At 68.8% G+C, this 23273-nt stretch carries 21 protein-coding genes; 14 read left to right on the plus strand and 7 right to left on the minus strand.

From position 1 onward, the window contains the following. The first annotated feature begins 309 nt into the window (after positions 1–309). From FVA74_RS00595 to FVA74_RS00615, 5 genes are read left to right on the plus strand one after another with little or no spacing between them, the layout of a single operon-like run. Positions 310–810 carry a flavodoxin family protein gene (locus FVA74_RS00595; RefSeq protein ID WP_147719853.1) on the plus strand — a complete coding sequence of 167 codons (501 nt, stop codon included), beginning with the start codon at positions 310–312 and terminating at the stop codon, positions 808–810. A 53-nt stretch (positions 811–863) separates the two neighbouring features. Further along, positions 864–1214 (plus strand): GntR family transcriptional regulator, encoded by a 351-nt coding sequence (locus tag FVA74_RS00600; protein WP_147719854.1) that lies wholly within the window; start codon positions 864–866, stop codon positions 1212–1214. Further along, the gene (locus FVA74_RS00605; protein WP_147719855.1) at positions 1211–2218 is read left to right on the plus strand and encodes a DUF1648 domain-containing protein; all 1008 of its coding nucleotides are present in this window, start codon (positions 1211–1213) and stop codon (positions 2216–2218) included. The genes FVA74_RS00600 and FVA74_RS00605 overlap by 4 nt, the downstream gene beginning before the upstream one ends. Positions 2219–2270: 52 nt before the next feature. Continuing rightward, on the plus strand, positions 2271–3032 hold the full coding sequence (locus tag FVA74_RS00610) for an ABC transporter ATP-binding protein (protein ID WP_147719856.1): 762 nt from the start codon (positions 2271–2273) through the stop codon (positions 3030–3032). Beyond that, positions 3014–4588, plus strand: coding sequence for a transporter (locus FVA74_RS00615; RefSeq protein ID WP_147719857.1), 1575 nt, complete (start codon positions 3014–3016; stop codon positions 4586–4588). Before FVA74_RS00610 ends, FVA74_RS00615 begins: the two co-directional genes overlap by 19 nt. A 21-nt stretch (positions 4589–4609) precedes the next feature. Here the strand turns inward: FVA74_RS00615 and FVA74_RS00620 are convergent, their stop codons facing one another. Together FVA74_RS00620 and FVA74_RS00625 are read right to left on the minus strand one after the other, a co-directional pair. Next, positions 4610–5068, minus strand: coding sequence for a hypothetical protein (locus FVA74_RS00620; protein ID WP_147719858.1), 459 nt, complete (start codon positions 5066–5068; stop codon positions 4610–4612). Positions 5069–5415: 347 nt separating this feature from the next. Next, entirely contained in the window at positions 5416–6486 is a 1071-nt protein-coding gene (locus tag FVA74_RS00625) for an SDR family NAD(P)-dependent oxidoreductase (protein ID WP_147719859.1), read from the minus strand. 104 nt (positions 6487–6590) lie between these two features. On the opposite strand from FVA74_RS00625, the gene FVA74_RS00630 reads away from it, so the two are divergent. Further along, positions 6591–7145: a TetR/AcrR family transcriptional regulator gene (locus FVA74_RS00630; RefSeq protein WP_240792259.1), complete on the plus strand. Its 555-nt coding sequence runs from the start codon at positions 6591–6593 to the stop codon at positions 7143–7145. Positions 7146–7265: 120 nt separating this feature from the next. Here FVA74_RS00630 and FVA74_RS00635 read toward each other — a convergent pair whose 3' ends face one another. The 3 genes from FVA74_RS00635 to FVA74_RS00645 form a co-directional block, all read right to left on the minus strand. Then, positions 7266–8309, minus strand: coding sequence for a hemolysin family protein (locus FVA74_RS00635; RefSeq protein WP_147719860.1), 1044 nt, complete (start codon positions 8307–8309; stop codon positions 7266–7268). After that, on the minus strand, positions 8302–9669 hold the full coding sequence (locus FVA74_RS00640; RefSeq protein WP_147719861.1) for a hemolysin family protein: 1368 nt from the start codon (positions 9667–9669) through the stop codon (positions 8302–8304). Before FVA74_RS00640 ends, FVA74_RS00635 begins: the two co-directional genes overlap by 8 nt. A gap of 94 nt (positions 9670–9763) precedes the next feature. Further along, positions 9764–10582 (minus strand): IclR family transcriptional regulator, encoded by an 819-nt coding sequence (locus FVA74_RS00645; RefSeq protein ID WP_168220004.1) that lies wholly within the window; start codon positions 10580–10582, stop codon positions 9764–9766. A gap of 83 nt (positions 10583–10665) precedes the next feature. On the opposite strand from FVA74_RS00645, the gene FVA74_RS00650 reads away from it, so the two are divergent. The 3 genes from FVA74_RS00650 to FVA74_RS00660 all read left to right on the plus strand — a co-directional run bounded on the left by FVA74_RS00650 (position 10666) and on the right by FVA74_RS00660 (position 15678). Next, on the plus strand, positions 10666–12534 hold the full coding sequence (locus FVA74_RS00650) for an FAD-dependent monooxygenase (RefSeq protein WP_147719863.1): 1869 nt from the start codon (positions 10666–10668) through the stop codon (positions 12532–12534). Between the two features lie 224 nt (positions 12535–12758). Next, positions 12759–14603, plus strand: a complete 1845-nt coding sequence (locus FVA74_RS00655) for an alkaline phosphatase (protein ID WP_147719864.1) — start codon at positions 12759–12761, stop codon at positions 14601–14603. A gap of 121 nt (positions 14604–14724) precedes the next feature. Further along, entirely contained in the window at positions 14725–15678 is a 954-nt protein-coding gene (locus tag FVA74_RS00660; protein ID WP_147719865.1) for a hypothetical protein, read from the plus strand. 79 nt (positions 15679–15757) lie between these two features. On the opposite strand, the gene FVA74_RS00665 is transcribed toward FVA74_RS00660, so the two are convergent. After that, a complete protein-coding gene (locus FVA74_RS00665; RefSeq protein ID WP_147719866.1) occupies positions 15758–16351 on the minus strand; it encodes an NADPH-dependent FMN reductase in 594 nt (197 codons plus the stop codon). A gap of 97 nt (positions 16352–16448) precedes the next feature. Between FVA74_RS00665 and FVA74_RS00670 the strand changes: the two genes are divergently transcribed. Together FVA74_RS00670 and FVA74_RS00675 are read left to right on the plus strand one after the other, a co-directional pair. After that, on the plus strand, positions 16449–16961 hold the full coding sequence (locus FVA74_RS00670) for a MarR family winged helix-turn-helix transcriptional regulator (RefSeq protein WP_147719867.1): 513 nt from the start codon (positions 16449–16451) through the stop codon (positions 16959–16961). Between the two features lie 118 nt (positions 16962–17079). Then, positions 17080–19878, plus strand: coding sequence for a cation-translocating P-type ATPase (locus FVA74_RS00675; RefSeq protein WP_240792260.1), 2799 nt, complete (start codon positions 17080–17082; stop codon positions 19876–19878). A gap of 52 nt (positions 19879–19930) precedes the next feature. Here the strand turns inward: FVA74_RS00675 and FVA74_RS00680 are convergent, their stop codons facing one another. Beyond that, positions 19931–20272, minus strand: coding sequence for a helix-turn-helix transcriptional regulator (locus tag FVA74_RS00680; RefSeq protein WP_147719869.1), 342 nt, complete (start codon positions 20270–20272; stop codon positions 19931–19933). 83 nt (positions 20273–20355) lie between these two features. On the opposite strand from FVA74_RS00680, the gene FVA74_RS00685 reads away from it, so the two are divergent. The 3 genes from FVA74_RS00685 to FVA74_RS00695 are packed head-to-tail and all read left to right on the plus strand — an operon-like array spanning position 20356 to position 23185. Beyond that, a complete protein-coding gene (locus FVA74_RS00685) occupies positions 20356–21666 on the plus strand; it encodes an NAD(P)-binding domain-containing protein (RefSeq protein WP_147719870.1) in 1311 nt (436 codons plus the stop codon). A gap of 44 nt (positions 21667–21710) precedes the next feature. Then, entirely contained in the window at positions 21711–22787 is a 1077-nt protein-coding gene (arsB, locus tag FVA74_RS00690; RefSeq protein WP_147722991.1) for an ACR3 family arsenite efflux transporter, read from the plus strand. Next, positions 22784–23185, plus strand: a complete 402-nt coding sequence (locus FVA74_RS00695; protein WP_147719871.1) for an arsenate reductase ArsC — start codon at positions 22784–22786, stop codon at positions 23183–23185. Before arsB ends, FVA74_RS00695 begins: the two co-directional genes overlap by 4 nt. Positions 23186–23273: the final 88 nt, after the last annotated feature.

The following is a 23273-nucleotide window of genomic DNA, read 5'->3' on the forward strand; positions in this document are numbered from 1 at the left end:
GGCGAGGCGCTTTCGGGCACGCTTCACCGCGTTTTTGCGCGCGATTGACCCCGGGTGGGGCCTCACACGATCCGCGAGCTCACAGACGATCGGTGATTTGTGGCGCTGCGCCGGCCCTACGCCAGCGCCCTGGGTCAGCCAACCCGACACCTGCAACATTCGGTGGCATCCCGGTCTGGGACGCTCTGGCACGAACGGCTGGCATCGAGGGACAACGACCTCGAACCTCTCGACCATAGCAAAGTCCCAGCTAACAGTGCTAACTTCGTCGGCTTGCCCCGTGGCATCCGGGCTTGCACAATCGTCGCTATGCCCCAACTCCTCGTCGTGCATCACTCGCCCGGCCGATCGATGGCGGCCCTGCTCGACGCCGCGCTCGAGGGCACGCGCGACGAGCTGGTCGCGGGGGTCGATGTCGTCGTGCGCGATGCGCTCGAGGCGACCGCGGATGACGTGCTCGCCGCCGACGGCTACCTGCTCGGCACGACCGCGAACTTCGGCTACATGAGCGGCGCCCTCAAGCACTTCTTCGACAGCACCTTCCTGCGCGTCGGCGGCTCGTTGTCGCCCTCCGGCGAGGCTGACGGCGAATCGCAGGGCGCGACATCCGGGCGCCCCTTCGGGCTCTACGTCCACGGCCGTTACGACCAGACCGGGGCGGTGCGCTCGGTGCTCTCGATCACGGGCGCGCTCGACTGGCGGCAGGCGGCGCAGCCCGTGACCGTCATGGGCGAGGTGACACCGGATGTCCGCGCCGCCGTCTACGAACTCGGCGCGACCCTCGCGGCCGTCGTGACGGAAGGGCTCTAGAGCGCACTCCGTGTGGGTTTGATCTAGTTGAACTAGAACAATAGGATGGGGGCATGCTCATCCGAATGGATCCCGCCTCCGGCGTCGCGCTGTTCGACCAGCTCGCCGGAAACATCCGGGCGTCCATCGTCTCGGGACGCGTGCGGCCGGGCGAGCGCCTGCCCGCCGCCCGCGAGCTCGCCGCATCCCTCGACATCAACGTGCACACCGTGCTGCGCGCCTATCAGGAGCTGCGCGACGAGGGACTCATCGAGTTGCGGCGCGGTCGCGGCGCCGTCGTGACCCACGACCCCCGCGACTACAGCGAACTCACGGCGGCGATCGAGGCGGTCGTGGCGCAGGCCCGCGCCCACGGCGTTCCACCAGCGGCGCTCGCCGCGCTCATCCGAGAGGCCTACCAATGACCGAAACAACAGCGGATGTCACGGCTCGCGCGAGCAGCACGAGGAATCGCGCGATCACCGTCGGCGCGATCGTGCCCATCGTCGTCACGGCCCTGGCCGCCGTCATCACGGCGAGCTGGATCCCCGAACTGCCGCGCCCGGTCGCCGTCCATTGGGCGGGCGACACCCCCGACGGCTATGGGGACGTGTGGCTGTTCATCCTGATGCCGCTGCTGATCTGCTCGCTCTTCGCGTTGTTCGTCGTCGCGATGGCGAGCAAGCCGACGGAATCCGGGCTCCTCACCGCGAACCAGAAGTTCGTGCTCGTCACGAGCCCGTGGATGGCGGGGCTCCTGTCGGTCGGCCTGGGCGGCACGCTCTCGGTGCAGCGCGGACTCGACGATGCGGCCCAGGCCTCCGGCGGTGCGATCTGGATGCTCTGGGGCCTGCTCGCGGGCTTCGGGCTGGCGATCCCAGCATGGTTCCTGCTGCCGCCGCGCGACAGGACAGTCGTCGTGGGCGAGCCTCCTGCCGCGATGGACTTCGCGCCGACGGAACTCGTCTCGTGGACCCGCAGCGCGACGGTCGGCAGGGGCGCGCGCACCGTCATCGCCTCCGTCTTCGTGATGCAGTTCGTGCTCGCGTTCGTGCTGGCCGCGAACCGCGAACCGGCCTGGACGGTACTGCTCGTCGTTGTCGCCGCACTGCTCGTGCTCGTGGCCGCGACCTTCTATTGGCGGGTCACGGTCGACCGCCGCGGGCTCACCGTGCGGAGCGCACTCGGCTGGCCCCGGGCCTCGATCCCCGCCGAGGAGATCACGGATGTCGCGGTCATCGACGTGCAGCCCGTCGCCGAGTTCGGCGGCTGGGGTTGGCGCTGGGGTGCCGACGGGCGAACGGGGGTCGTGCTGCGCACGGGTGAGGGCATCCAGGTGACCCGCACCAACGGCAAGCGCTTCGTCGTCACGGTCGATGACGCATCGACGGGTGCCGCCGTGCTCGCGGGGGTGCGCTCGCGCGCCTGAGTTGCCGAAACTCCTCCCACCACCGCGCCCCGCTGCCCTTACGCTGTGAGACATGACTTCTTCCGCAGCCCTCGAGATCCGGGGGCTGCGCAAGTCCTTCGGGCAGAACGTCGCGGTCGACGGTGTCGACCTCACGGTGCCGCGCGGCTCCTTCTATGGCCTGGTCGGGCCCAACGGGGCGGGAAAGACGACGACCCTCTCGATGGCGACGGGCCTCCTGCGACCGGATGCCGGCACCATCACGGTGCTCGGCGTCGACGTCTGGCGCGACACCGTCAAGGTCAAGTCGCTCGTGGGCGTGCTGAGCGACGGGGTGGAACTCTTCGACCGCCTCACCGGCCAGCAGCTGGTGACCTATCACGGCCTGCTCAACGGCATGCACCGCACGACCGTCGCTGAGCGCACGAATGACCTGCTCGAGATGCTCGACCTGCAGGGCGCCGGCGGCACGCTCGTGGTCGACTACTCCGCGGGTATGACGAAAAAGATCGCGCTTGCCTGCGCCCTCATCCACGCGCCCAGGCTGCTCGTGCTCGACGAACCATTCGAGTCGGTCGACCCCGTCTCGGCGGCGAACATCCGAGACATCCTGCACCAGTTCGTGCGCGGTGGCGGCACCGTCATCGTCTCGAGCCACTCGATGGACCTGGTCGAGCGCATGTGCGACCACGTCGCCGTGATCGGCGCGGGCCGCGTGCTCGCGGCGGGCACGACCGATGAGGTGCGGGCGGGGTCCTCCCTCGAGGACCGCTTCGTCGAGCTCGTCGGCGGGCGACGCCAGCATGAGGGGCCGTCGTGGTTGCACACCTCCTGAGGCTCCGCTTCCGCCTGCTCGCGAACGGACTCCTGCGGAGTCCATGGGTGCTCATCTCGGTGATCCTCGGGGCGCTCTGGGGGCTCATGATCCTGGTCGGCGTCGTGGTCGGCATGGTCTCGCTGTCGTTCACCACACCGGATGTCGCGTGGACGGTCGCGGTGCTCGCCGGCTCCGTCACACTGCTCGGTTGGATCGTGCTGCCCCTCGTGCTGCGCGGCCTCGACCAGTCCCTCAGCGTGAGCAAGCTGCGGACGTTCCCGATCCCGCCGCAGCGCCTCGTCGTGGCCCTGCTTTTCGTGGGACTCCTCGGAATCCCGGGCATCGTCACGCTCATCGCGGCCCTGTCGACGACCCTGACCTGGTTGCGCGAGCCCCTCGCGCTCGTTGCCGCGCCTTTCGCCGCCGTGCTCGCGGTCGTCACCTGCGTCGCGGCATCCCGCGCCTTCGAATCGGTCGGGGCTGCCCTCGCCGCCGGCCGGCGCTACCGGGAGGTCATGGGGGTGCTCGTCTTCGTGCCCCTCATGTTGATCGGACCCATCATCGCCTTCGCCGGCAGCTCCCTCGCCGCCATCTCGGAACAGCTGCCCCGCATCGCGGCGGTGCTCTCGTGGACCCCGCTCGGCGCCGCCTGGTCAATCCCTGGCGACCTCGCCCTCGACCGTCCCCTCGACGCGCTCGCGAAGCTCGGCATCGCCCTCGCGACCCTGGCCGTGCTCCTGCTGCTCTGGTGGCGCAGCCTCAGCCGACTGCTCGTTGCGCCGCCCACGGCATCCGGTGGCTCGGGTCGTTCCAAGGGCTTGGGCTTCTTCAACGTGTTCCCGGCAACCCCGACTGGGGCGGTTGCCGCACGCACGAGCGTCTACTGGATGCGTGACCCCCGCTACGGTGGTTCGCTCATCGTGCTGCCGCTCATCGCGGTGATCGCCGTGTTCCTCTCCTCGACGGGATCGACGTGGATGCTCGTGGTGCTCGGCCCCATCGTCGCGGCGACCCTCGCCATCACCCTCTGCGCAGAGGTCTCCTATGACGGCACGGCCTTCGCAGCCCACCTCTCGACGGGGGTGAGCGGCGCCGCCGATCGCGCCGGCCGCGTGATCACGCTCGGCATCCTCGCGGTGCCGCTCGTCATCGCGGCAACCGTGATCCCACTCGCCATGCTCGACATGGCGCGCGACATCCCGGCCTTCCTTGGCATCGGCCTCGGCCTGCTGCTGACGGGCTTCGGGGTCTCGAGCGTCGCATCCGCTCGCTTCCTCATGCCTGTGCCTGCCGCGGGCGAGAGTCCCTTCAAGACGCCGCCCGGCACGACCTTCATGGCGCAACTGTCAATGTTCGTGGCGTGGGCGATCGTGTTCGGGCTTGCGCTGCCGGAGCTCATCCTGGGCATCGTCGCGGCTGCGACCGGCAGCATCGTGCTGGGCTTCGTGGCGCTCGCGATCGGCCTCGTGCTCGGCACGGTGTTCATGCTCGTCGGCATCCGCATGGGCGGGTCGCTGCTCGAGCGTCGCGGCCCAGAACTGCTCGCCAGCCTCAGGAAGGCGCGCGGCGCCTGAGCCGGCCCAGCCGAACGGGCGTCAGACGATCTCGTCGACCGAGGCCTGCGTGATCTCCTCGCCGACGATCTCCTGCGTCGAGAGCGCGACGGCGGGGTCCATGCCGGGAGCGCAGCGGGCGAGTTTCAGGAGGCGCTCGTGCAGCAGCTCGGGCGGCACGGGGGGCGAGTCGACGAGCGCTGTGACGGCGACGTAGGCGCCACGCGTCGTCTCGAGGTGCTGGTGCAGTGACTGCGCGATTCGGCCGGCGAGGGGCATCAGGTCGCTCTCCGGCAGGCGCGCACCGTGCAAGAGCACGACGAGGTGGCGAAGATTCGCGTTGCGGGCCGACAGCGACTCGGCCTTCGCCGTGATCGCCTCAAGCTTCTGTCGGGCCGCCTTCTTGCTCTCGATCTCCGTGAGGTCGACGCGGATGAGTGCGCCGCCTCCCGAGATCGCTTCCGTGCTGATGCATGGGTCCGCGGTCTTGACCGCGGTCATTGTGGAACCTTGTCTCCACGACATGGATAGGCCTTTCTCAATGCCCGTGCAGGCTCGGCGAGCTGCTGCTGGGCTGCGGCGTGCCTTCTGGCTGCGCGCGCGTCACCGGACGGATTCGGATGCGGGGAAGCGTGGGGGCGCGTTCGACGCCCCCATCCGGCCGGGCGGGGAAGCTGAGGAGTTGAGTGGCGATTCGGGGGCTGGCCCTGCGGCGCTGTGTCGGGATCGCATGGGGCCGAGCTCGATCGGGAGGATCGTTGCCATGCACGTCACCATACTCTTTTGCGGCTGAAACGCGAATGCACTTGTGGAGTGGCGCGGACCGCGCTCGCTTTGCAAGGGAGTCGCTATGCGGCCGACCAGCCGCCGTCGCTCGCGAGCACCTGCCCGTTGACGTTGACCCCGTCATCGCTGAGCAGGAAGGTGATAGACGCGGCAAGCTGGTCGCCCTCTGCGGCATCCGGCATGATCGCCATGCCGTCGCGCACGCGCTGCTCGCCGAGGGCCGAAGCGAAGCTCGCCTCGATGTTGGTGATGACGGGGCCGGGCGCGACCGCGTTGATGCGCAGGCCGCTTGGCCCATACATGTAGGCGCTCGACTTCGTGAGGCCGACGACGGCGTGCTTCGATGCGGTGTAGGCGGCACCGGCGGCGGAACCGCGAAGGGCGGCCTCGGATGCAACGTTCACGATCGAGCCCTGGGCGCGCGCGAGCATCCCGGGCACGACGGCGCGCATGAGCTTCATGGTGCCGTCGACGTTGATGCTGAAGACTCGCTTCCACGTGGCGTCGTCGACCTCGTGCACGGGGGTCATGTTGTCCATGATGCCGGCGACGTTGGCGAGCGCGTCGATCGTGTCGCCCGCCACCTCGATGATGCGCGCGATCGCGGCATCGTCGGTGATGTCGGCCGTCACGGTGACGACCTCGGCGCCGGGGGTCTCGGCCGCGAATTCATCGAGGCGCTCCTGCGAGATGTCGACCGCGATGACGCGACCGCCCTCCCGCGCGACACGGGATGCCGTCGCGCGCCCGATGCCGGAACCAGCGCCCGTCACGATGACGGTCTTGCCCGTGAAGCGTCCCGTGCTGATGCGCTCGACCCACTCGGGGCGCTCGATTGCGGTCTCCTCCGGGGTGAGTCCTTGCTCGGTCGAGGCTTCACCCTGCGGGGAAGCGGATGCCGCGGCATCCGTGTTCACGTCGCCCTTTGCCGCCCGTGCGACGAGTTCGTCGAGCAGCTCCTGGCTGAAGCGACCCTTGCTGAGCTTCACGAGGCGCTTGAGGGCGAGACGACGCACGGGCTTGAGTACGCCAGCGTCCTGGCCTGCCTGGGTAAGGAGTTCGCGGAAGATCGCGCCGCCGATCGGGTCGTCGAGCCAGGTGCCGACGGAGGAGTCTCCTGTGAGGTGTGCCATGAGTGTCCTTTGTTGTTGGTCTGGGGCGGGAGGTGTGTTGCGTCGCGCGGGCCGGTGGCGTCAACCGGACAACACTGTCCGGTATTCCTCGCTACGCTAACACCGTGACGTTGAAGGTGAAAGGGAATCGCGGGCCCAGTGCTGGCCCCCAGAACCGCCGCGCCCTCATCGACGCGGCGCGCGAGATCTTCGCGACCGACGGACTCAACGCGCCGCTCAGCTTGATCGCGCGCCGGGCGGGTGTCGGGCAGGGCAGCCTCTACCGGCACTTCCCCGACCGGCTCGCGCTCGCCGTCGCCGTCTTTGACGACAACATCGGCGACCTCGAGGCCGGCGTCGCCGACCCGCGCACCACACTCGACGAGCTGCTCGAGCGGGTCATCTCGCAGGCCCTCACCTCCACGACGCTCATCGACATGATGTTCGCCCACCGCGACGACGAGCGTGCGATTCACCTGCAGACCCGAGTGCGCGCCCTTCTCGCGGCGATCGTCGAACGGGAGAAGGTTGCCGGGCGCATCCGCGCCGAGGTCGCCGTCGACGACGTGTTGCTCGCGATCTCGATGCTCGCGGGCATCCTCGCGCGCTCAGAGGCGGATGCCCGGCCGGAGGTCGCGCGTCGCGCCTGGGGCATCCTGCACACGGCCTTCGCGCCCTGATTGAAACCGACCGGGCTACAGTTTCCGCCCCGCGCTACAGCAATATCTATGGCGGAGGGTCAAAACGTGTAGCGCCCGCCTGCCGGAGGGCAGACGGGCGCTGAACGCGGCGCGGTGCGCTTACGCGGCCGTCGTCGCGTCGTCGATCTCGCCGACGAGCACCTCGATGACGTCCTCCAGGTAGAGGATGCCCACGGTCTCACCGTTCGGGTCGAGTGTGCGGGCAACATGGGCGCCGCGGCGGCGAAGCACCGCGAGCGCATCCTCGAGTTCGGCCGTGCGCGCGATCGAGATGAGGCGGCGCAGTCGCTTCTCGGGGATGGGTGCCGCGACCTGCTCCGGCTGGTGCAGGTCGAGCACGTCCTTCATGTGCACGTAGGCGGCCGGCTGGCCCTGCTCGTCCGCGACGATGTAGCGCGAGTAGCCGTGCTCGCTGACGGCAGCACGCACGTCCGCCGGCGTGGCGTTGTGCGGCAGCAGCACCATCTCATCGAGCGGAACATCGACCTCATCGACCGTCTTCTCGGTGAACTCGAACGCACCGGCGAGCGTGCCGGAGGCATCCGTCAACGTGCCCTCCCTGCGAGACTGCTCGACGATGTTGGCAACCTCGTCGAGCGTGTAGGTGCTCGTCGCCTCGTCCTTCGGCTGCACCTTGAAGAGGCGCAGGATGCCGTTGGCGACCGTGTTGAGTGTCCAGATGACGGGCTTGAACACCTTGGCGACCGCGACGAGCGCGGGGGCCAGGATGAGCGCGGCCCGGTCGGGCACCGAGAACGCCATGTTCTTGGGAACCATCTCGCCGAACACGACGTGGAGGAACGTCACGAGGGCGAGGGCCACCGCGAAGGCGATGATGCTGATGAGCTCGGGCGTGAGCCCGGTGAGCCCCAGCGGGATCTCAAGGAGGTGGTGGATCGCCGGCTCACTCACGTTGAGGATGAGCAGCGAGCACACCGTGATGCCGAGCTGGCTCGTGGCCAGCATGAGCGTCGCGTGTTCCATCGCCCACAGCGTCGTCTTGGCGGCGCGACTGCCGCGCTCAGCCTTCGGCTCGATCTGCGAGCGTCGGGCGGAGATGACGGCGAACTCTGCGCCGACGAAGAAGGCGTTGGCGATCAGCAGCACGAAGAGCCAGATCACTCCGGGGAGGTACTCACTCATTGCCGACCTCCTTCAGGATGCCCTCGATGGTGCGGTCGTGGCTGCTCATGAGACTCGGGTCCTCATCGGGGTCGTCTGGTGTGTAGCGGAGGCGCACGATGCGGTGTCCGTCGATGCGCTCGACGCGGAGGGTGCCGTTCTCGAGGCGCACCTCGTCACCCAGCTCGGGGAGCCGTTCGAGCGCATCCGTGACATAGCCGCCGGCCGTGTCGTAGTCGGCGCCCTGCGGGATGTCGACCCCGGTGCGGTCGAAGACCTCATCGGGTCGCCAGCCAGCGTCGAAGGTGAGCGAACGCCCACGGCGCAGCACGCCCGTGCGGGTGCGGTCGTGTTCGTCCTCCAGCTCGCCCACGATCTCCTCGACGAGGTCTTCGAGCGTGACGATGCCAGCCGTGCCGCCGTGCTCGTCGCCGACGATCGCGATCTGCAGGCCCTCCGCGCGGAGCAGTCCGAGGAGGTGGTCGGCGCCCATGCTCTCGGGCACGGTGCGGACGGGGCTCATGAGCGCCTCTGCCGTGATCGCATCGCGCTCGTCGAAGGGCACCTCGAACGCCTGCTTCACGTGCACGACGCCGACGATGCGGTCGGGGGTGCCGTTGATCACAGGGAAACGCGAGTACCCGGTGGCGAGCGATGCAGTGATGATGGCGCTCGCCGTCTCGTCACTTTCGACGCTCACCATCCGCACGCGTGGCGTCATGACGTCGGAGGCGTCGTGGTTCGCGAAGCGGAGGGTGCGGCGCAGCAGCTGAGCGTCATCCTTCTCGAGCAGCCCAGCAAGCGCGGAGTGCCGGATGAGGTAGGAGAGCTCGTCGGCGCTGCGAGCGCCCGAGAGCTCCTCCTTCGGCTCGATGCCGAAGGAGCGGATGATCGCATTCGCCGTGTTGTTGAACAGCAGGATGAGCGGCTTGAACACGGCCGTGAACAGCCGCTGGAACGGCGTGACGAGCTTGGCGGTCGCGAGGGGCACGGCGAGGGCGAAGTTCTTGGGCACGAGCTCACCGATGATCATCGAGAACAGGGTCGCGATCAGGATGCCCGTGGTTGCGCCGATCGGCGTCACGGCGGCCTCTGGAACACCGAGGTCGAGGAGCGGCCCCCGGAGGAGACCGCTGACGGCCGGCTCAAAGGTGTAGCCGGTGAGCAGTGTCGTCAGCGTGATGCCGAGCTGTGCACTTGAGAGGTGCGTGGAGGTGATCTTCAGCGCCTTGATGGTGCCGTCGAGCCCACGCTCGCCTTTGTCGCGACGCTTCTCGAGCTCATTGCGGTCGAGATTGACGAGCGCGAACTCGCTCGCGACGAAGAGTCCGGTGCCCACGGTCAGCACGAGACCGATGGCGAGCATGCCCCACTCATTCATGAGGTCCCCCCGTCCATCTCAGGCTTCGCACTAGCGAAACGATGGGCAGGGGGCGGGGCCTGTGAGAGGGAGGGTCATCCATAGTGGTCTCAAGTTATCGGGAAGGTTCGCCACCTTCCTGTGGAAAAGCCGAGTAGGAGGCCGCGAGCTCGGCCACATCGATGGCGCAGCGCTGCACCCGCGTGACGGTCTCCGGCGCGAGCAGCCGATCGAGGCGGCCGACGGGGCACGCGACCGAGATCGCCGCGAAGGGTGCGCCTCCCGGGGTGAGGATCGCGACGCCGACCGCCCCGACGCCGTCCTCGCTCTCTTCCCGGTTGACGGCGAAGCCGACCGAGCGCGCCGACATCAGCTGCCCCAGGAGCCGGTCGAGGGAGGTCTCATCGAGCGTCCGCCCGGATGCCACGGCGCTCCGTGAACGGTAGAGCGCGCGCACCTTCTCGGCGGGTTCGTGGGCGAGCATGATCTTGCCGCCCGAGGTGTGCAGGGCGGGCACGACGCTGCCGGTGCGGTCGCCCACCCGAAGCACGGCGCCACCTTCGACGGTGTGGAGGAAGCGGATGTCGGTGCCCACCCTGATCATGATGTTGATCGTCTCTCCGAGCTCGCCGCTGAGCGCCTCCATCTCGGGGGCGGCGAGGTCGCGCAGCTCGCGGGTCCATGGTGCGCGGATCGCCCGAGCGTCCATCGCCGGCCCCGGCACGTAGCGCCGCTGCTCGTCCTGCGTTGCGAAGCCCCGGTAGACGAGCATGGAGAAGAGCCGGTGCGCGGTGGAGAGCGCGATGTCGAGTTCGGCGGCGGCATCCGTGACGCGAAGGCTGCCGGAGTCGCGCAGGAGCTGCAGGAGGCGCAGCACGTTGTCGACGGACTCGATGACGTAGGTGGGCCGCGCCTGGATAGCGTTCTTCTTCACAGAAGAAGTGTATTGCGGCAGTTTTTCTGCTGTCAGAGAGTAGTTATGGGCCGTGAGCGCCCGCAGACGAAGGATGGGCAACGATGCAGTTCTACCTCAACGGCTACCACGCGGGAGACTCGCACGTGCAGCCGCAAGCGCCCGATGCGATGCACGCGCCCTCTGGCGATGACGTCGTCGACGTGCTCGTCGTCGGCGGCGGACCAGCGGGGCTCGTGCTCGGTGCGTCGCTCGCCCAGTTCCCCGAAATCAGCACCATGCTCGTCGACAAGCGCCGCGGGCCGCTCGAGCTCGGCCAGGCCGACGGGGTCGCCTGCCGCACGATCGAGATGTTCGAGGCCTTCGGCTTCGCGTACCGGGTGCTCGAGGAGTCGTACTGGGTCAACGAAGTCGTCTTCTGGCGACCAGACCCGGCCGAGCCGAGCCGCATCGTGCGCAACGGCCGGGTGAGGGATGTCGAGGACGGCCTCTCGGAAATGCCGCACGTCATCCTCAACCAGGGGCGCATCCACGAGTTCCTCACCGATTGCATGGCGAACGGCCCCGCGCGCCTGGCACCCCGATACGGCACCGAGCTCGTGAGCCTCGAGCAGGTGCCAGGCGACTCGCACCCCGTGCACGTGACGATCCGGGATGCCGAGGGCGCGACATCCGTGGTCCGTGCCAGGTATGTGGTCGGATGCGACGGCGCACGCAGTTCCGTGCGTCGCTCCTTCGGGGCCGAGCTGCGGGGAGACTCGGCCAACCAGGCGTGGGGCGTCATGGACGCGCTGCTCACGACGGACTTTCCGGACATCCGCTTCAAGGCAGTCGTGCAGTCGGCGGAGCACGGGAACATGCTGATCATCCCGCGCGAAGGCGGCTACCTCGTGCGCTTCTACATCGAGCTCGGCGAGTTGGCGGAGGGCGAGCGGGCGCGCGACCGCACCATCACGGCCGACGACCTGATCGCGGCCGCGCGCCGGGTGATCGCGCCGCACGACCTCGAAGTCAAGGAGGTCGTGTGGTGGTCGGTCTACGAGATCGGGCAGCGCGTGGCCGAGGCCTTCGACAACTCGGCGCAGACGGGCGGCGTGCCGAACGTGTTCGTGGCCGGCGACGCGTGCCACACGCACAGCCCCAAGGCGGGCCAGGGCATGAACGTGTCGATGCAAGACACCTTCAATCTCGGCTGGAAGTTGGCGGCCGTGCTGCGCGGCCAGGCGCCCGAATCGCTGCTGAGCACCTATGAGGAGGAGCGCCGCGGTGTGGCTCAGGGCCTCATCGACTTCGACCGCACGTGGGCGGGAATGATGAGCGCACAGGCCGGCGCGACCGGGGTCACGCCGGAGGCGCTGCAGAGACAGTTCTCGGAGCAGGGGCGCTACACGGCCGGGTTCGGCACCAAGTACGCGCCGTCAGTGCTCACCGCCGCGGGTGCCCGCCAGGAGTTCGCGACCGGGCTGCCCCTCGGGGAACGCTTCCACTCCTCTCCCGTCGTGCGCGTGGCCGACGGCAAGCACGTGCAGCTCGGCCATGCTGCGCGCGCGGACGGGCGGTGGCGCTTGTACCTGTTCGGCGATGCTTGCGACATCCGCTCGCCTGAGTCGGCGCTCGCCGCGGCATGCGGCACCCTCGAGGCCACGCTCATCGCCCGATTCACGCCCACGGGGGTGGACGTGGACGAGGTGTTCGACGTGCGGGGCGTGCTGCAGCAGTCGCACCACGAAGTCGACGTCAGCGACCTGCCAGCGCTGCTCGCGCCGAGCAAGGGGCGCTACGGACTCACCGACTACGAGAAGACCTTCACGGCGGTCGTCGGCGGGCCCGACATCTACGACACCCGCGGCATCTCCCGTGACGGATGCATCGTGGCCGTGCGCCCCGACCAGTACATCGCGCACGTGCTGCCACTTGACGCGGCGGGCTCTCTCCCCGAGTTCTTCGAGGGGTTCCTGCTGCCGGTCGCGTAGCGTCACGCCCCGGATGACTGGTTTTCGGGCAGATGACCCTGCCGCGGCGCGATCATCTGTCCGAAAGCCAGTCATTCGCAGGAGGCGACGGCGTCGGCGGGAATCGGGAGACAACTTCGTTCACCCGCTCGTTACCTGAGTCCCATTCGGGGTTCACCCGGCACCTCCATGGTGGGGACCGTCGCAGCCGCGACACCCCCCATTTGCGTGACAAAGGAGAACCCATGAAGAGCGCGTTCACACGCACTCGCTCGGCGTTGGCGGCAGGTACGGCACTCGGTGTGTGCCTCGTCGCCAGCCCCATGCTCGCTGCGACGGCAACGGCCCAGACGGATGCACCGTCCCCCAAGAACATCATTCTGCTGATCTCTGACGGCGGTGGCTACAACCAGTTCGACGCCGCGAACCTCTACGAGTCGGGCACGGCCCGCAACCAGGTGAGTGTTGACCCCGTGACGGGCGCGATCGAGCGCTCCGAGGGCGCCCCCATGCAGGTGTACGACGAGTGGCCCGTGCAGGTCGGCCAGTCGCACTTCTCGGCGAACGGCCGTGCCAGCTACACGCCCGAGCAGGCGTGGGGCGACTTCGATTGGGTCAAGAGCGGCGCGACCGATTCGGCCGCTGCGGCCACGGCGCTCGGCACCGGCGTCAAGACCAAGAACGGCGCGATCGGCTACGACGCCGAGGGCAAGGAACTCCTCACCCTGGGCGAGCAGGTGAAGGCGGTCGGCAAGGCGGCTGGCCTCGTGACATCCGTGCCGTTCAATCACGCGACGCCGGCGGGCTTCATAGCTCACAATGCCGACCGCAACGACTACCAGGGCCTCGCGACCGAGATGATCGACAGCGACCTCGACGTCATCATGGGCGGCGGGCACCCGCACTACACCGACGCGCACACGACCCGGCCCGCCAAGAACACCTGGATCTCCGCCGACGACTTCGCTCGGGTGAGCCAGGGGCAGACGCCGTACTCCTTCATCGATGCGCGCAGCTCCTTCGAGGCGCTCGCGGCGGCAGAGGAGACGCCCGAGCGTGTCTTCGGACTCGCGCAGGTGGCCGAGACGCTGCAGTACAACCGGCCCGGGCTCGAGAATGACGAGGTGCTGCCCGGCACCGACCCCTTCAATGACGTGCCTTCGCTGGCAACGATGACGAAGGGTGCCCTCAACGTGCTCGATCAGGATGAGGACGGATTCTTCCTCATGGTCGAGGGCGGCGCGATCGACTGGGCTGGCCACGCCAACCAGACGACCCGCACCATCGAGGAGCAGATCGACTTCAACGACTCGGTCGAGGCGGTCAACGCCTGGGTCGAGGCCAACAGTAGCTGGGAGGAGACCCTCGTCATCGTCACCGCCGACCACGAGACCGGCTACCTCGCCGGCCCCGGCGCGGGCGACACGTGGACGCCCATGACGGGTGGGGCGGGCGAGCTTCCGGATGTCACGTGGCACTCGGGCTCGCACACGAACCAGCTCGTTCCCCTCTTCGCGAGGGGTGCCGGCGCTGAGCAGCTCGAGGCGCGCGCAACGTCGTACGACTCGGTGCGCGGTGCCTACCTCGACAACACCGATGTGGGCGAGGTCATCTTCGACTTCGTCGGTTACGACTACAGCTCGGATGCCTCGGCCGCCGGCCTCGAGGCGCGGGTCGCCGCGCCCGGAACGTTTGGCACGCTGAGTCTCAGCGTCGCCGAGGGCGTCGCCGCGTTCGAGGGCAACACCGCGACCCTCCCCGAGGTGACGGTGCGTGACAGCCGCGGCGAGGTGCAGGCGCTCGGCAAGGGCTGGACCGTGTCTGGAACGTCGAGCGACCTCGTCGCCGGCAACCGCGTGATCGAGGCCGACAACCTCAGGTGGGCGCCCAAGGTGCTCGCGAGCGAGGGTGGCGCGCAAGCCGGCCCCGCGGCGACGCTCGAGGGCCCCGCGACACTCGCCGTCTCGGACCGCACGAGCCGCGTGGGCGAGACCGTGCTCGGCGCGGACCTCACACTCGAGGTGCCCGCTGATGCCCGCGCGGGACGCTACGGCAGTGACATCGTGCTCACCGTCTTCCCGACGGACTGACGCACCGTCTCGCGTGCGGGGCGGGCCGGCTGGCTCGCCCCGCACGTTCCGCGAGTAGCGAGCGCCAGCGAGCGTATCGAAACCCGAGCGACTGATCCCACCCCCCAGACTGAAGAGACCCATGAAACATCTCGTCACCACGGCCCTCGTCGGCTTGTTCCTCCTGCCCGGCGCGGCGCACGGACCGGCCGCCGCCGCGCCCGTGCCAGTTGCCGCCGCCCCAGCGCCTGCTGCCGAGTGGAGCGTCACCCCGGCGGGCGACGACGATCGCGTCTCGCTGCGGCACACGGTCGACCCCGGGGCATCCGTCTCCGACGCCATCGTCGTGACCAATCTCGGCTCGAGCGATGCCCGCTTCGCGGTCACCGTGGGTGACGGGGTTGTCGGCCCCGACGGGGCCTTCGACATCCGCAGCGACGAGCCGAGCGGTGGCGGCTCTTGGCTCAGCGTCGGCGGACTCGAGGAGGGCGGCGTGGCGCTCGCCGCAGGCGAGGCCCGCGAGTTGCCCGTCAGAATCGACGTGCCCGCGGATGCGACCCCGGGCGACCACCCCGCCGGCATCGTGGTCGGGGTCAGTGCCCGCGACGGCGACTCGACGGTCACGACCCGCATCGGCGTGCGCGTGCACCTGCGGGTCGCCGGCGAGGTGCAGCCGCAGCTGGCGGTGCGGGATGTCACGGTCGGCTTCGCCCCGTCGTGGATCCCCTTCGCGCCCGGTCGTTTGAGCGTCGAGTACACCCTTGCGAATGAGGGGAACGTGCGACTTGGCGGAGCGGCCGAGGTGTGGGCGGCCGGTCCCTTCGGGCTCGCCGCCGCGCAGGCTACCGAGCAGGCGGGCGAACTACTGCCGGGGGAGGAGGTCCGCCGCACGGTGCAGGCAGATGCCGCGCCGCTCGCGCTGCTCTTCGGCGGACTCGAGGTGACCCCGCTCGTGGTCGGCGCGGACGAGCTTGCGCCGCCGGCATCCGTCATTCACGAGTACTGGTCGCCCGCCGTGTCGTGGACGGGACTGGCGTTGCTCGTGCTCCTCGGCGGCGTCGCGGTGCTGCTCGTGCGTCGGCGTCGCGCTGGCTGAACCGCATCTCGACTCTCGCCCCGAACGACGGATGCCCGCCCAGCGAGTGCTGGACGGGCATCCGTATGTCTGCAGCGGGTTACGCCGCGACGGTCTCCTGCGCGACGCGCACGGCGCGGAGGGCGTTGGCCCACGCGACGACCTGGCTGACCTGCGTCTGCAGCTCTTCGGCCTTGTTCTCGGCGGGCGTGAAGGCGGGAGCGCCCTCGGCCATGCCGGAGAAGTCGGTGAAGAGGGAGAGCATGACGTGCTGGCGCACGTCGGCAATCTGCAGCTCGCCGAGCACCTGGCGGAGGTGCTCGCCTGCGCGAACACCACCCATGGAGCCGTAGCTGACGATGCCGGCGGCCTTGTTGTTCCACTCGGCGGCGACGTAGTCGAGCGCGTTCTTGAGTGCGCCGGGGATCGAGTGGTTGTACTCACCCGTGACGAAGAGGTAGCCGTCGAACTCGCCGATCTTCGAGGCCCAGGCGTTCGCGGCGTCACCCTGGTAGTTGCCGGCGCCGGCGGGGTAGGCCTCTTCGAGGAGCGGCAGCTTGTAGTCGTGCAGGTCGACGAGTTCGAACTCGACGCCTTCGGCGGCGGCGTTCGCCTCGACCCAGTCGCCCACCATGCGGCCGAGACGGCCCGGACGGGTGCTGCCGACGATGATGCCGATCTTGAGGTCTGACATTGAAGTCCCTTCGTGAAAGCTCCGTCACCAATTGGTGACGCGTCAACAATAACTCGTAGTGGTTGACGCGTCAACTAAGCGGTACAATTGTCGGATCATGGCCGCAGCATCCGAGATCGACGACAGCGAGTGGATGGCGTGGCGTGGCCTACAGGTCATGCAACGCCAGCTCCACGCCGCCCTCGAGGAGCGACTGCAGGCGGATGCCTCGATCTCGACCCCCGACTTCGAAGTGCTGTCCACGCTCGCGAGCGCCGAGCGCAACGCACTGCGAAGCGGCGACCTCGCCCTGCTCATGGGATGGGAGAGGAGCCGCCTCTCGCACCAGGTGCGCCGCATGGAATCGCGCGGCCTCATTCGCCGTCGCGAGTGCGAGACCGACCTGCGCGGCACCTGGATCGAACTGACGGATGCGGGACGCGACGCCGTCTCCGCCGCACTACCCGACCACAGGGCCGCACTGCGCAGCCTCTTCTTCGACCTGCTCAGTGACGACGAGAAGGCGGCCCTCGCGAAGGTTGCCGACAAGGTCATCGGGGCGATGGAACCGGGCGCGTGCGACCTAGCTGAACGCGTGATGGGATCACCAGAGCCCGACGCGGTGCGCTGAGGCGAGGCATCCGCTCGTCCTCTCTGGGGAGCGACCGCGTCACCACGTTTACTCAGGCGGGAGGCGTTTCATAGCTCCTGCAGGAGGGAGCGGCGATGGCGAACTGGAGCACCGCCTGGTGTCTGGCGACGCGTTCGTGACGGGCCCGGTCGCCGACCTCCACCTGCTCGACGCCAGCGTCGTCGCGCAGCGGCTTGGGGTCGATCCGGCCGCGGGCCTCTCGAGCGAGGAGGCGGCTAGGCGCCTCGCTGACGATGGACCCAACGAGCTGCGCGGCGCTCCCCCCGTGCCCGCCTGGCGCAAGTTCCTGGCGCAGTTCCGCGAACCCCTCACCTACCTCCTCCTCACGGCCGTAGCGATCTCGCTCATCGCGTGGCTACTGGAGGGGGCGGAGAGCGTGCCCATCGACGCGGTCGTGATCGCCGCGATCATCGTGCTCAACGCCGTACTCGGCTACACCCAGGAGGCAAAGGCGGAGGATGCCGTGGCGGCGCTCGGCACGATGACCGCGGCGATGTCGACCGTGATGAGGGACGGCGCGCTGGCGACGGTTCCCTCGGCGGAACTGGTGAGGGGCGACATCCTGGTGCTGGCCGAGGGAGACTCGGTCGGCGCGGACGCGCGGCTCGTTACCGCGAGCGCACTGCGCATCCAGGAGGCGTCGCTCACGGGAGAGAGCGAGGCTGTCACCAAGTCGGCGGGGACCCTGAGAGGGAGTACCTCGCTCGGTGATCGCGTGAACATGGTCTACAAGGGCACCTCCGTGGTGCAGGGTGTTGGCCGCGCCGTCGTCACGGGCACCGGAATGCACACCGAGGTGGGGGCCGTCGCCCAGATGCTCGACGAAACCACGGAGGCCCCAACGCCGCTGCAGATTGAAACCGCGCGCATCGGCAGGATGCTCGGGGTCGTCGTCGTGGCGGTGGCGCTCGTCGTCATGATCACCATCGTGCTCTTCTCGGGAGTGAGGACACCCAGCGACTTCGTCGTGGTGCTGCTCCTCGGCGTCTCCCTCGCTGTCGCGGCGGTGCCGGAGGGTCTGCCCACGATCCTCTCGGTCGTGCTGGCGATCGGCGTGCAGCGGATGGCCAAGCGCAACGCTGTCGTGAAGAAGCTCAGTTCGGTCGAGGCGCTGGGGTCGGCATCGGTGATCTGCACAGACAAGACGGGCACGCTCACGCGCAACGAGATGACGATCGAGCGGGTGGTCACCCTCTCGGGGCGGGCTGAGATCTCGGGGGTCGGCTACAAGCCCTCGGGAGCCGTGTTGAGCGACGGCGAGGAGCTCTCGGGGCAGCAGCGGCGCGAGGTGCAGGCCGTGCTGACCGCGGGGTGCCTCGCCAACAACGCGCAGTTAACTCAGGTGGATGCGGAATGGCGCATCCAGGGTGACCCCACCGAGGCATCCTTTCTGGTCGCGGCGCGCAAGCTCGAGCGAGACCCGCGGGCGGGCGAGCGGTTCGAGCGGCGCGAGGAGATTCCCTTCACCTCTCAGCGCAAGATGATGTCGACGGTGCACGGCGACACGAACGACGGCAGGCTCGTCCTCTTCAGCAAGGGTGCGCCCGATGTGCTGCTCGGTCGCTGCACACGCATCCAGTGGGGTGACACTGCGGTGCCACTCACGGAGGAGCTGCGCCGCCGGGCGCTCGACGCCGTGGAGGCGCTGTCAGGTCAGGCCTTCCGCACGCTGGGGGTCGCGTATCGCAGGGAGAACGAGGGGGAGCGCTGGACGCAGCTCGACGAGTCCCTCGAGCACGACTTGGTGTATCTGGGGGCGGTCGGCATCATCGACCCGCCGAGAGCCGAGGCGAGGGCGGCGATCGCGGAGGCCCACCGGGCAGGCATCCGCATTGTCATGATTACCGGCGATCACCCCGCCACGGCCGCGAGGATCGCGACGGATCTGGGCATCGTGACGGCGCCGGCGCGAGTCGCCAGCGGCGCGGAACTCGACGACCTTGACGATGACGAACTACAGATGCTGACCCGGGAGGTGTGCGTCTACGCCCGAGTGGCGCCGCAACACAAACTGCGGCTCGTTGATGCCCTCCAGGCGGACGGGCAGATCGTGGCGATGACAGGGGACGGCGTGAATGATGCCCCGGCGCTCAAGGCGGCGGACATCGGCGTCGCGATGGGCATCACGGGCACCGAGGTGACCAAGGAGGCCGCGCGCATGATCCTCGCCGACGACAACTTCGCCACGATCGTCGCGGCCGTGCGCCAGGGCCGGATGATCTTCGACAACATCAAGAAGTTCCTGCGCTATCTGTTGTCCTCCAACGTGGGAGAGGTGCTCACGGTGTTCCTGGGGGTTGTGCTCGCGGGCGTGATCGGGCTGTCCGAGCCCGGCAGCGAGGCGCTCGTGCTGCCCCTGCTCGCTACCCAGATCCTGTGGATCAACCTCATCACCGATTCCGCCCCAGCTCTTGCGATGGGGGTGGATCCCGAAGTCGACGACGTGATGGCGCGCAGGCCCCGCGCGCTCACCGATCGGGCGATCGACGGTCGAATGTGGGGCGGCATCGTCTCCATTGGACTCGTGATGGCCGTCGCGACGCTGTTCGCGATTGACCTGTTCTTGCCAGGCGGACTTGTGGAGGGTGACGACTCCCTTGAGGTGGCGCGCACCGCGGGGTTCACGACCCTCGTCTTCGCCCAGCTGTTCAATGCGCTCAATGCACGCTCCGAGACGAGCAGCGCCTTCCGTGACCTGTTCGCCAACCATTGGCTCTGGGGTGCGATCGGCCTCGGCGCCGTGCTGCAGGTCGCGGTCGTGCAGCTGCCATTCCTGCAGCTCGCCTTCGGCACCGCCAGCCTCGACTTCGCTCAGTGGGCCATCTGCATAGCGCTGGGCTCCACCGTGCTCTGGTACGACGAGTTGCGCAAGCTCGTGCTGCGGTCCAGTTCGTAGGCACGCTGCCCATGCTCACCATGATGTTGAGTCAGGTGCTCCGGCGTGATGCTCATACTGCGCTCAACGCCTTGGCTGCGGCCTCCAGTGCGCCGTCGGTGATGGCGTAGTAGGCCCACCGCCCGCGCTGTTCGCGCGTGACGAGCCCGGCATCCGTCAGCAGTTTCATGTGGTGCGAGACGGTGCCCTGCGAGAGGCCGACGGGCTCTGTGAGGTCGCAGACGCAGGCCTCGCCGCGCTCGCCGGCGGCGATGAGGGAGAGCAGGCGGATGCGCGTGGGGTCGCCGAGCGCCTTGAAGACGCGGGCGATGCGCTCGGCCTCGTCGACGCTGATCGCTGGCGTTGCGCCGGTGCTGCAGCAGTTCGCGTCGGTGACAGTGGCGGGCAGGGTCATGTCACCATCATTCCACGTATTGACATTCTTCGATAGATAGCTCACAGTCGTCGTATCGAAGTTTCTCAATCTGAGGAGAGCGGATGTCGCAGTACCCCGTCATCGTCATCGGCGCGGGCCCACAGGGTCTCGCCGCGGCGGCACACCTGAGTGAGCGCGGCCTCGACGCGATTGTGCTCGAGCGCGGCACGACCGCCGGGTCCGCCGTGTCGGAGTGGGGCCACGTGCGCATGTTCTCCGCATGGCCCGAGCTCGTCGATGCCGCCTCCGCCCGCCTTCTCGAAGCGACGGGCTGGACGGCCCCGGCGAGCGGCTACCCGACCGGCGCGAAGTGGGCCAGCGAGTACCTCGTTCCTCTCGCGAATGCCCTGGGTGACCGCATCCGTTTCGGAACCCGGGTCACAGGGGTGAGCCGCCTCGGCCGCGACAAGGTCGCCGACAGCAATCGCGCCGCACAGCCCTTCGTCGTGCACGCGGTCGGCCCAGACGGCAGCGAACAACGGATGCTCGCTCGCGCCGTCATCGACGCAAGCGGCACCTGGCAGCGCCCCGCCCCGGCGGGTGCCGACGGCCTCCCCGCGCTGGGGGAGCCGGGCAATCGCCGCGTCTCCTACCGGATTCCCGATGACGTCTCCGAGTGCGCGGGGCGCCACCTGGTCGTCGTCGGCGCCGGACACTCGGCCATCCACGCGGTGCTGCGGCTTGCCGAGCTCGGGCGGAGGGAGCCGAGAACGCGGGTGACGTGGGCGCTGCGCCGTGGCAGCGCAGGGAATGTCTTCGGCGGCGGTGACTCGGACGGGCTCCCCGAGCGTGCCGCCTTGGGTGCGCGTGCGCGCGAGCTGGTGGATGCGGGCCTCGTCACCCTGGTGACGGGATTCCGGGTGGCCGAATTCCGCACCGCGGGCGACAGCGTGACCGTCGTCTCGCAGGATGGCCGCGAGATCGCGGACGTCGCACACGTCTACGCCCTCACCGGCTTCCGCCCAGACACGAGCATCCTCTCCGAACTGCGCATCGACCTCGACCCCGCCCTCGAGGCGGTCGCGGGAATCGCCTCAGAGATCGACCCCAACCTCCACTCCTGCGGCACGGTCGCGGCGACGGGCGCGAGGCAGCTCGCCCAGCCCGAGCCGGGATTCTTCATCGTGGGCGCCAAGAGCTACGGCCGGGCCCCCACCTTCCTCGCCCTCACCGGCTACGAGCAGGTGCGCAGTGTCGTCGCGCACCTCGCGGGCGACCGCGAGGCCGCCGAACGCAACGAACTCGTGCTGCCCGAGACGGGTGTCTGCGGCGGCTCCGGTGACCTCGGCGACGAGGCGGCGGGCGGATGCTGCGCCCCGCCCGTGATCCAGATCGGCCTTCGCCCCGGCGCAGCGGTGGGCGCGGAAGCGTGAGCATCGCGACGGAGGCCACGCCCGTGGCATCCGCTGCTCGTCGCATGTCGACGCTTGACCGCTGGCTTCCCCTCTGGATCGCCCTCGCGATGGTCGGCGGGGTGGTCTTCGGGCGTTTCGTGCCGGGACTGTCTGAGCTGCTCGCGCGCCTCGAGATCGGTGGCATCTCGGTGCCCATCGCGCTCGGCCTGCTCGTGATGATGTACCCGGTGCTGGCGAAGGTCCGCTACGACAGGGTGGCCGCCGTCACGGGCGACAAGAAGCTGCTCGTGTCGTCGCTCGTGCTCAACTGGCTCGTCGGCCCCGCCCTCATGTTCGCGCTCGCCTGGCTGCTGCTGCCCGACCTGCCCGACTACCGCACCGGCCTCATCATTGTGGGGCTCGCGCGCTGTATCGCAATGGTCGTCATCTGGAACGACCTCGCCTGCGGAGACCGCGAGGCCGCCGCCGTGCTGGTGGCGATCAACTCGGTGTTCCAGGTGTTTGCCTTCTCGGTGCTGGGCTGGTTCTACCTCGCCCTGCTGCCGGCCTGGCTCGGGCTCGACACGCAGGGGCTCGACATCTCGATGGGGGAGATCGCCGTCAACGTGCTCATCTTCCTCGGCATCCCCCTCCTGGCGGGGTTCGCGTCCCGCTTCATCGGGGAACGCCGCAAGGGCCGCGAATGGTACGAGACGAAGTTCGTGCCCCGCATCGGCCCGTGGGCGCTGTACGGCCTGCTGTTCACGATCGTGCTGCTTTTCGCCCTGCAGGGTGAGCAGGTCACGTCGAACCCCACGGATGTCGCGCGCATCGCCCTGCCCCTGCTCGCCTACTTCTCCGTCATGTGGTTCGTGGGGTTGCTCGCGGGTCGCGCGCTGCGTCTCGGATACGCGAGGTCCACAACGCTCGCCTTCACGGCCGCGGGCAACAACTTTGAGCTCGCGATCGCCGTCGCCATCGGAACCTTCGGCGCGACATCCGGTCAGGCGCTCGCCGGGGTCGTCGGACCGCTGATCGAGGTGCCGGTGCTCGTCGGCCTCGTCTACGTGTCGCTCTGGCTGGCCCGCAAGTGGTTCAACACCGACCCGTATGCCCTGCAATCTGCCGGGCCATCCCCCCAGCAAGGAGCATCCAAATGACCTCAAGCAAGCCCTCCGTTCTCTTCGTCTGCGTGCACAACGCGGGCCGCTCCCAGATGGCCGCCGGCTTCCTACGCCACCTCGGGGGCGACCGCATCGAGGTGCGCTCCGCCGGGTCGATGCCGGCCGATCAGATCAACCCGATCGCGGTCGAGGCGATGGCGGAACTCGGCATCGACATCGCGGGCGAGCAGCCCAAGGTGCTGACGACGGATGCCGTGCAGGAGTCGGATGTCGTCATCACGATGGGCTGCGGCGACGTGTGCCCGATCTTTCCCGGCAAGCGCTACGAGGACTGGGAGCTCGACGACCCCGCCGGCCAGGGCCTGGAGGCGGTGCGGCCGATCCGCGACGACATCCGCGCCCGCATCGAACGCGTACTGAGTGATCTGATCTGACGGGTCTCCACTGCAACTTCGGAGATTCGGCGACACACCGAGACGGCCGGTCAGATCCGGCGGCGTGTCGCCGTTCTTCCGTAGTTGC

Source organism: Salinibacterium sp. dk2585, assembly GCF_008001035.1.
Classification (GTDB): Bacteria; Actinomycetota; Actinomycetes; order Actinomycetales; family Microbacteriaceae; genus Homoserinimonas.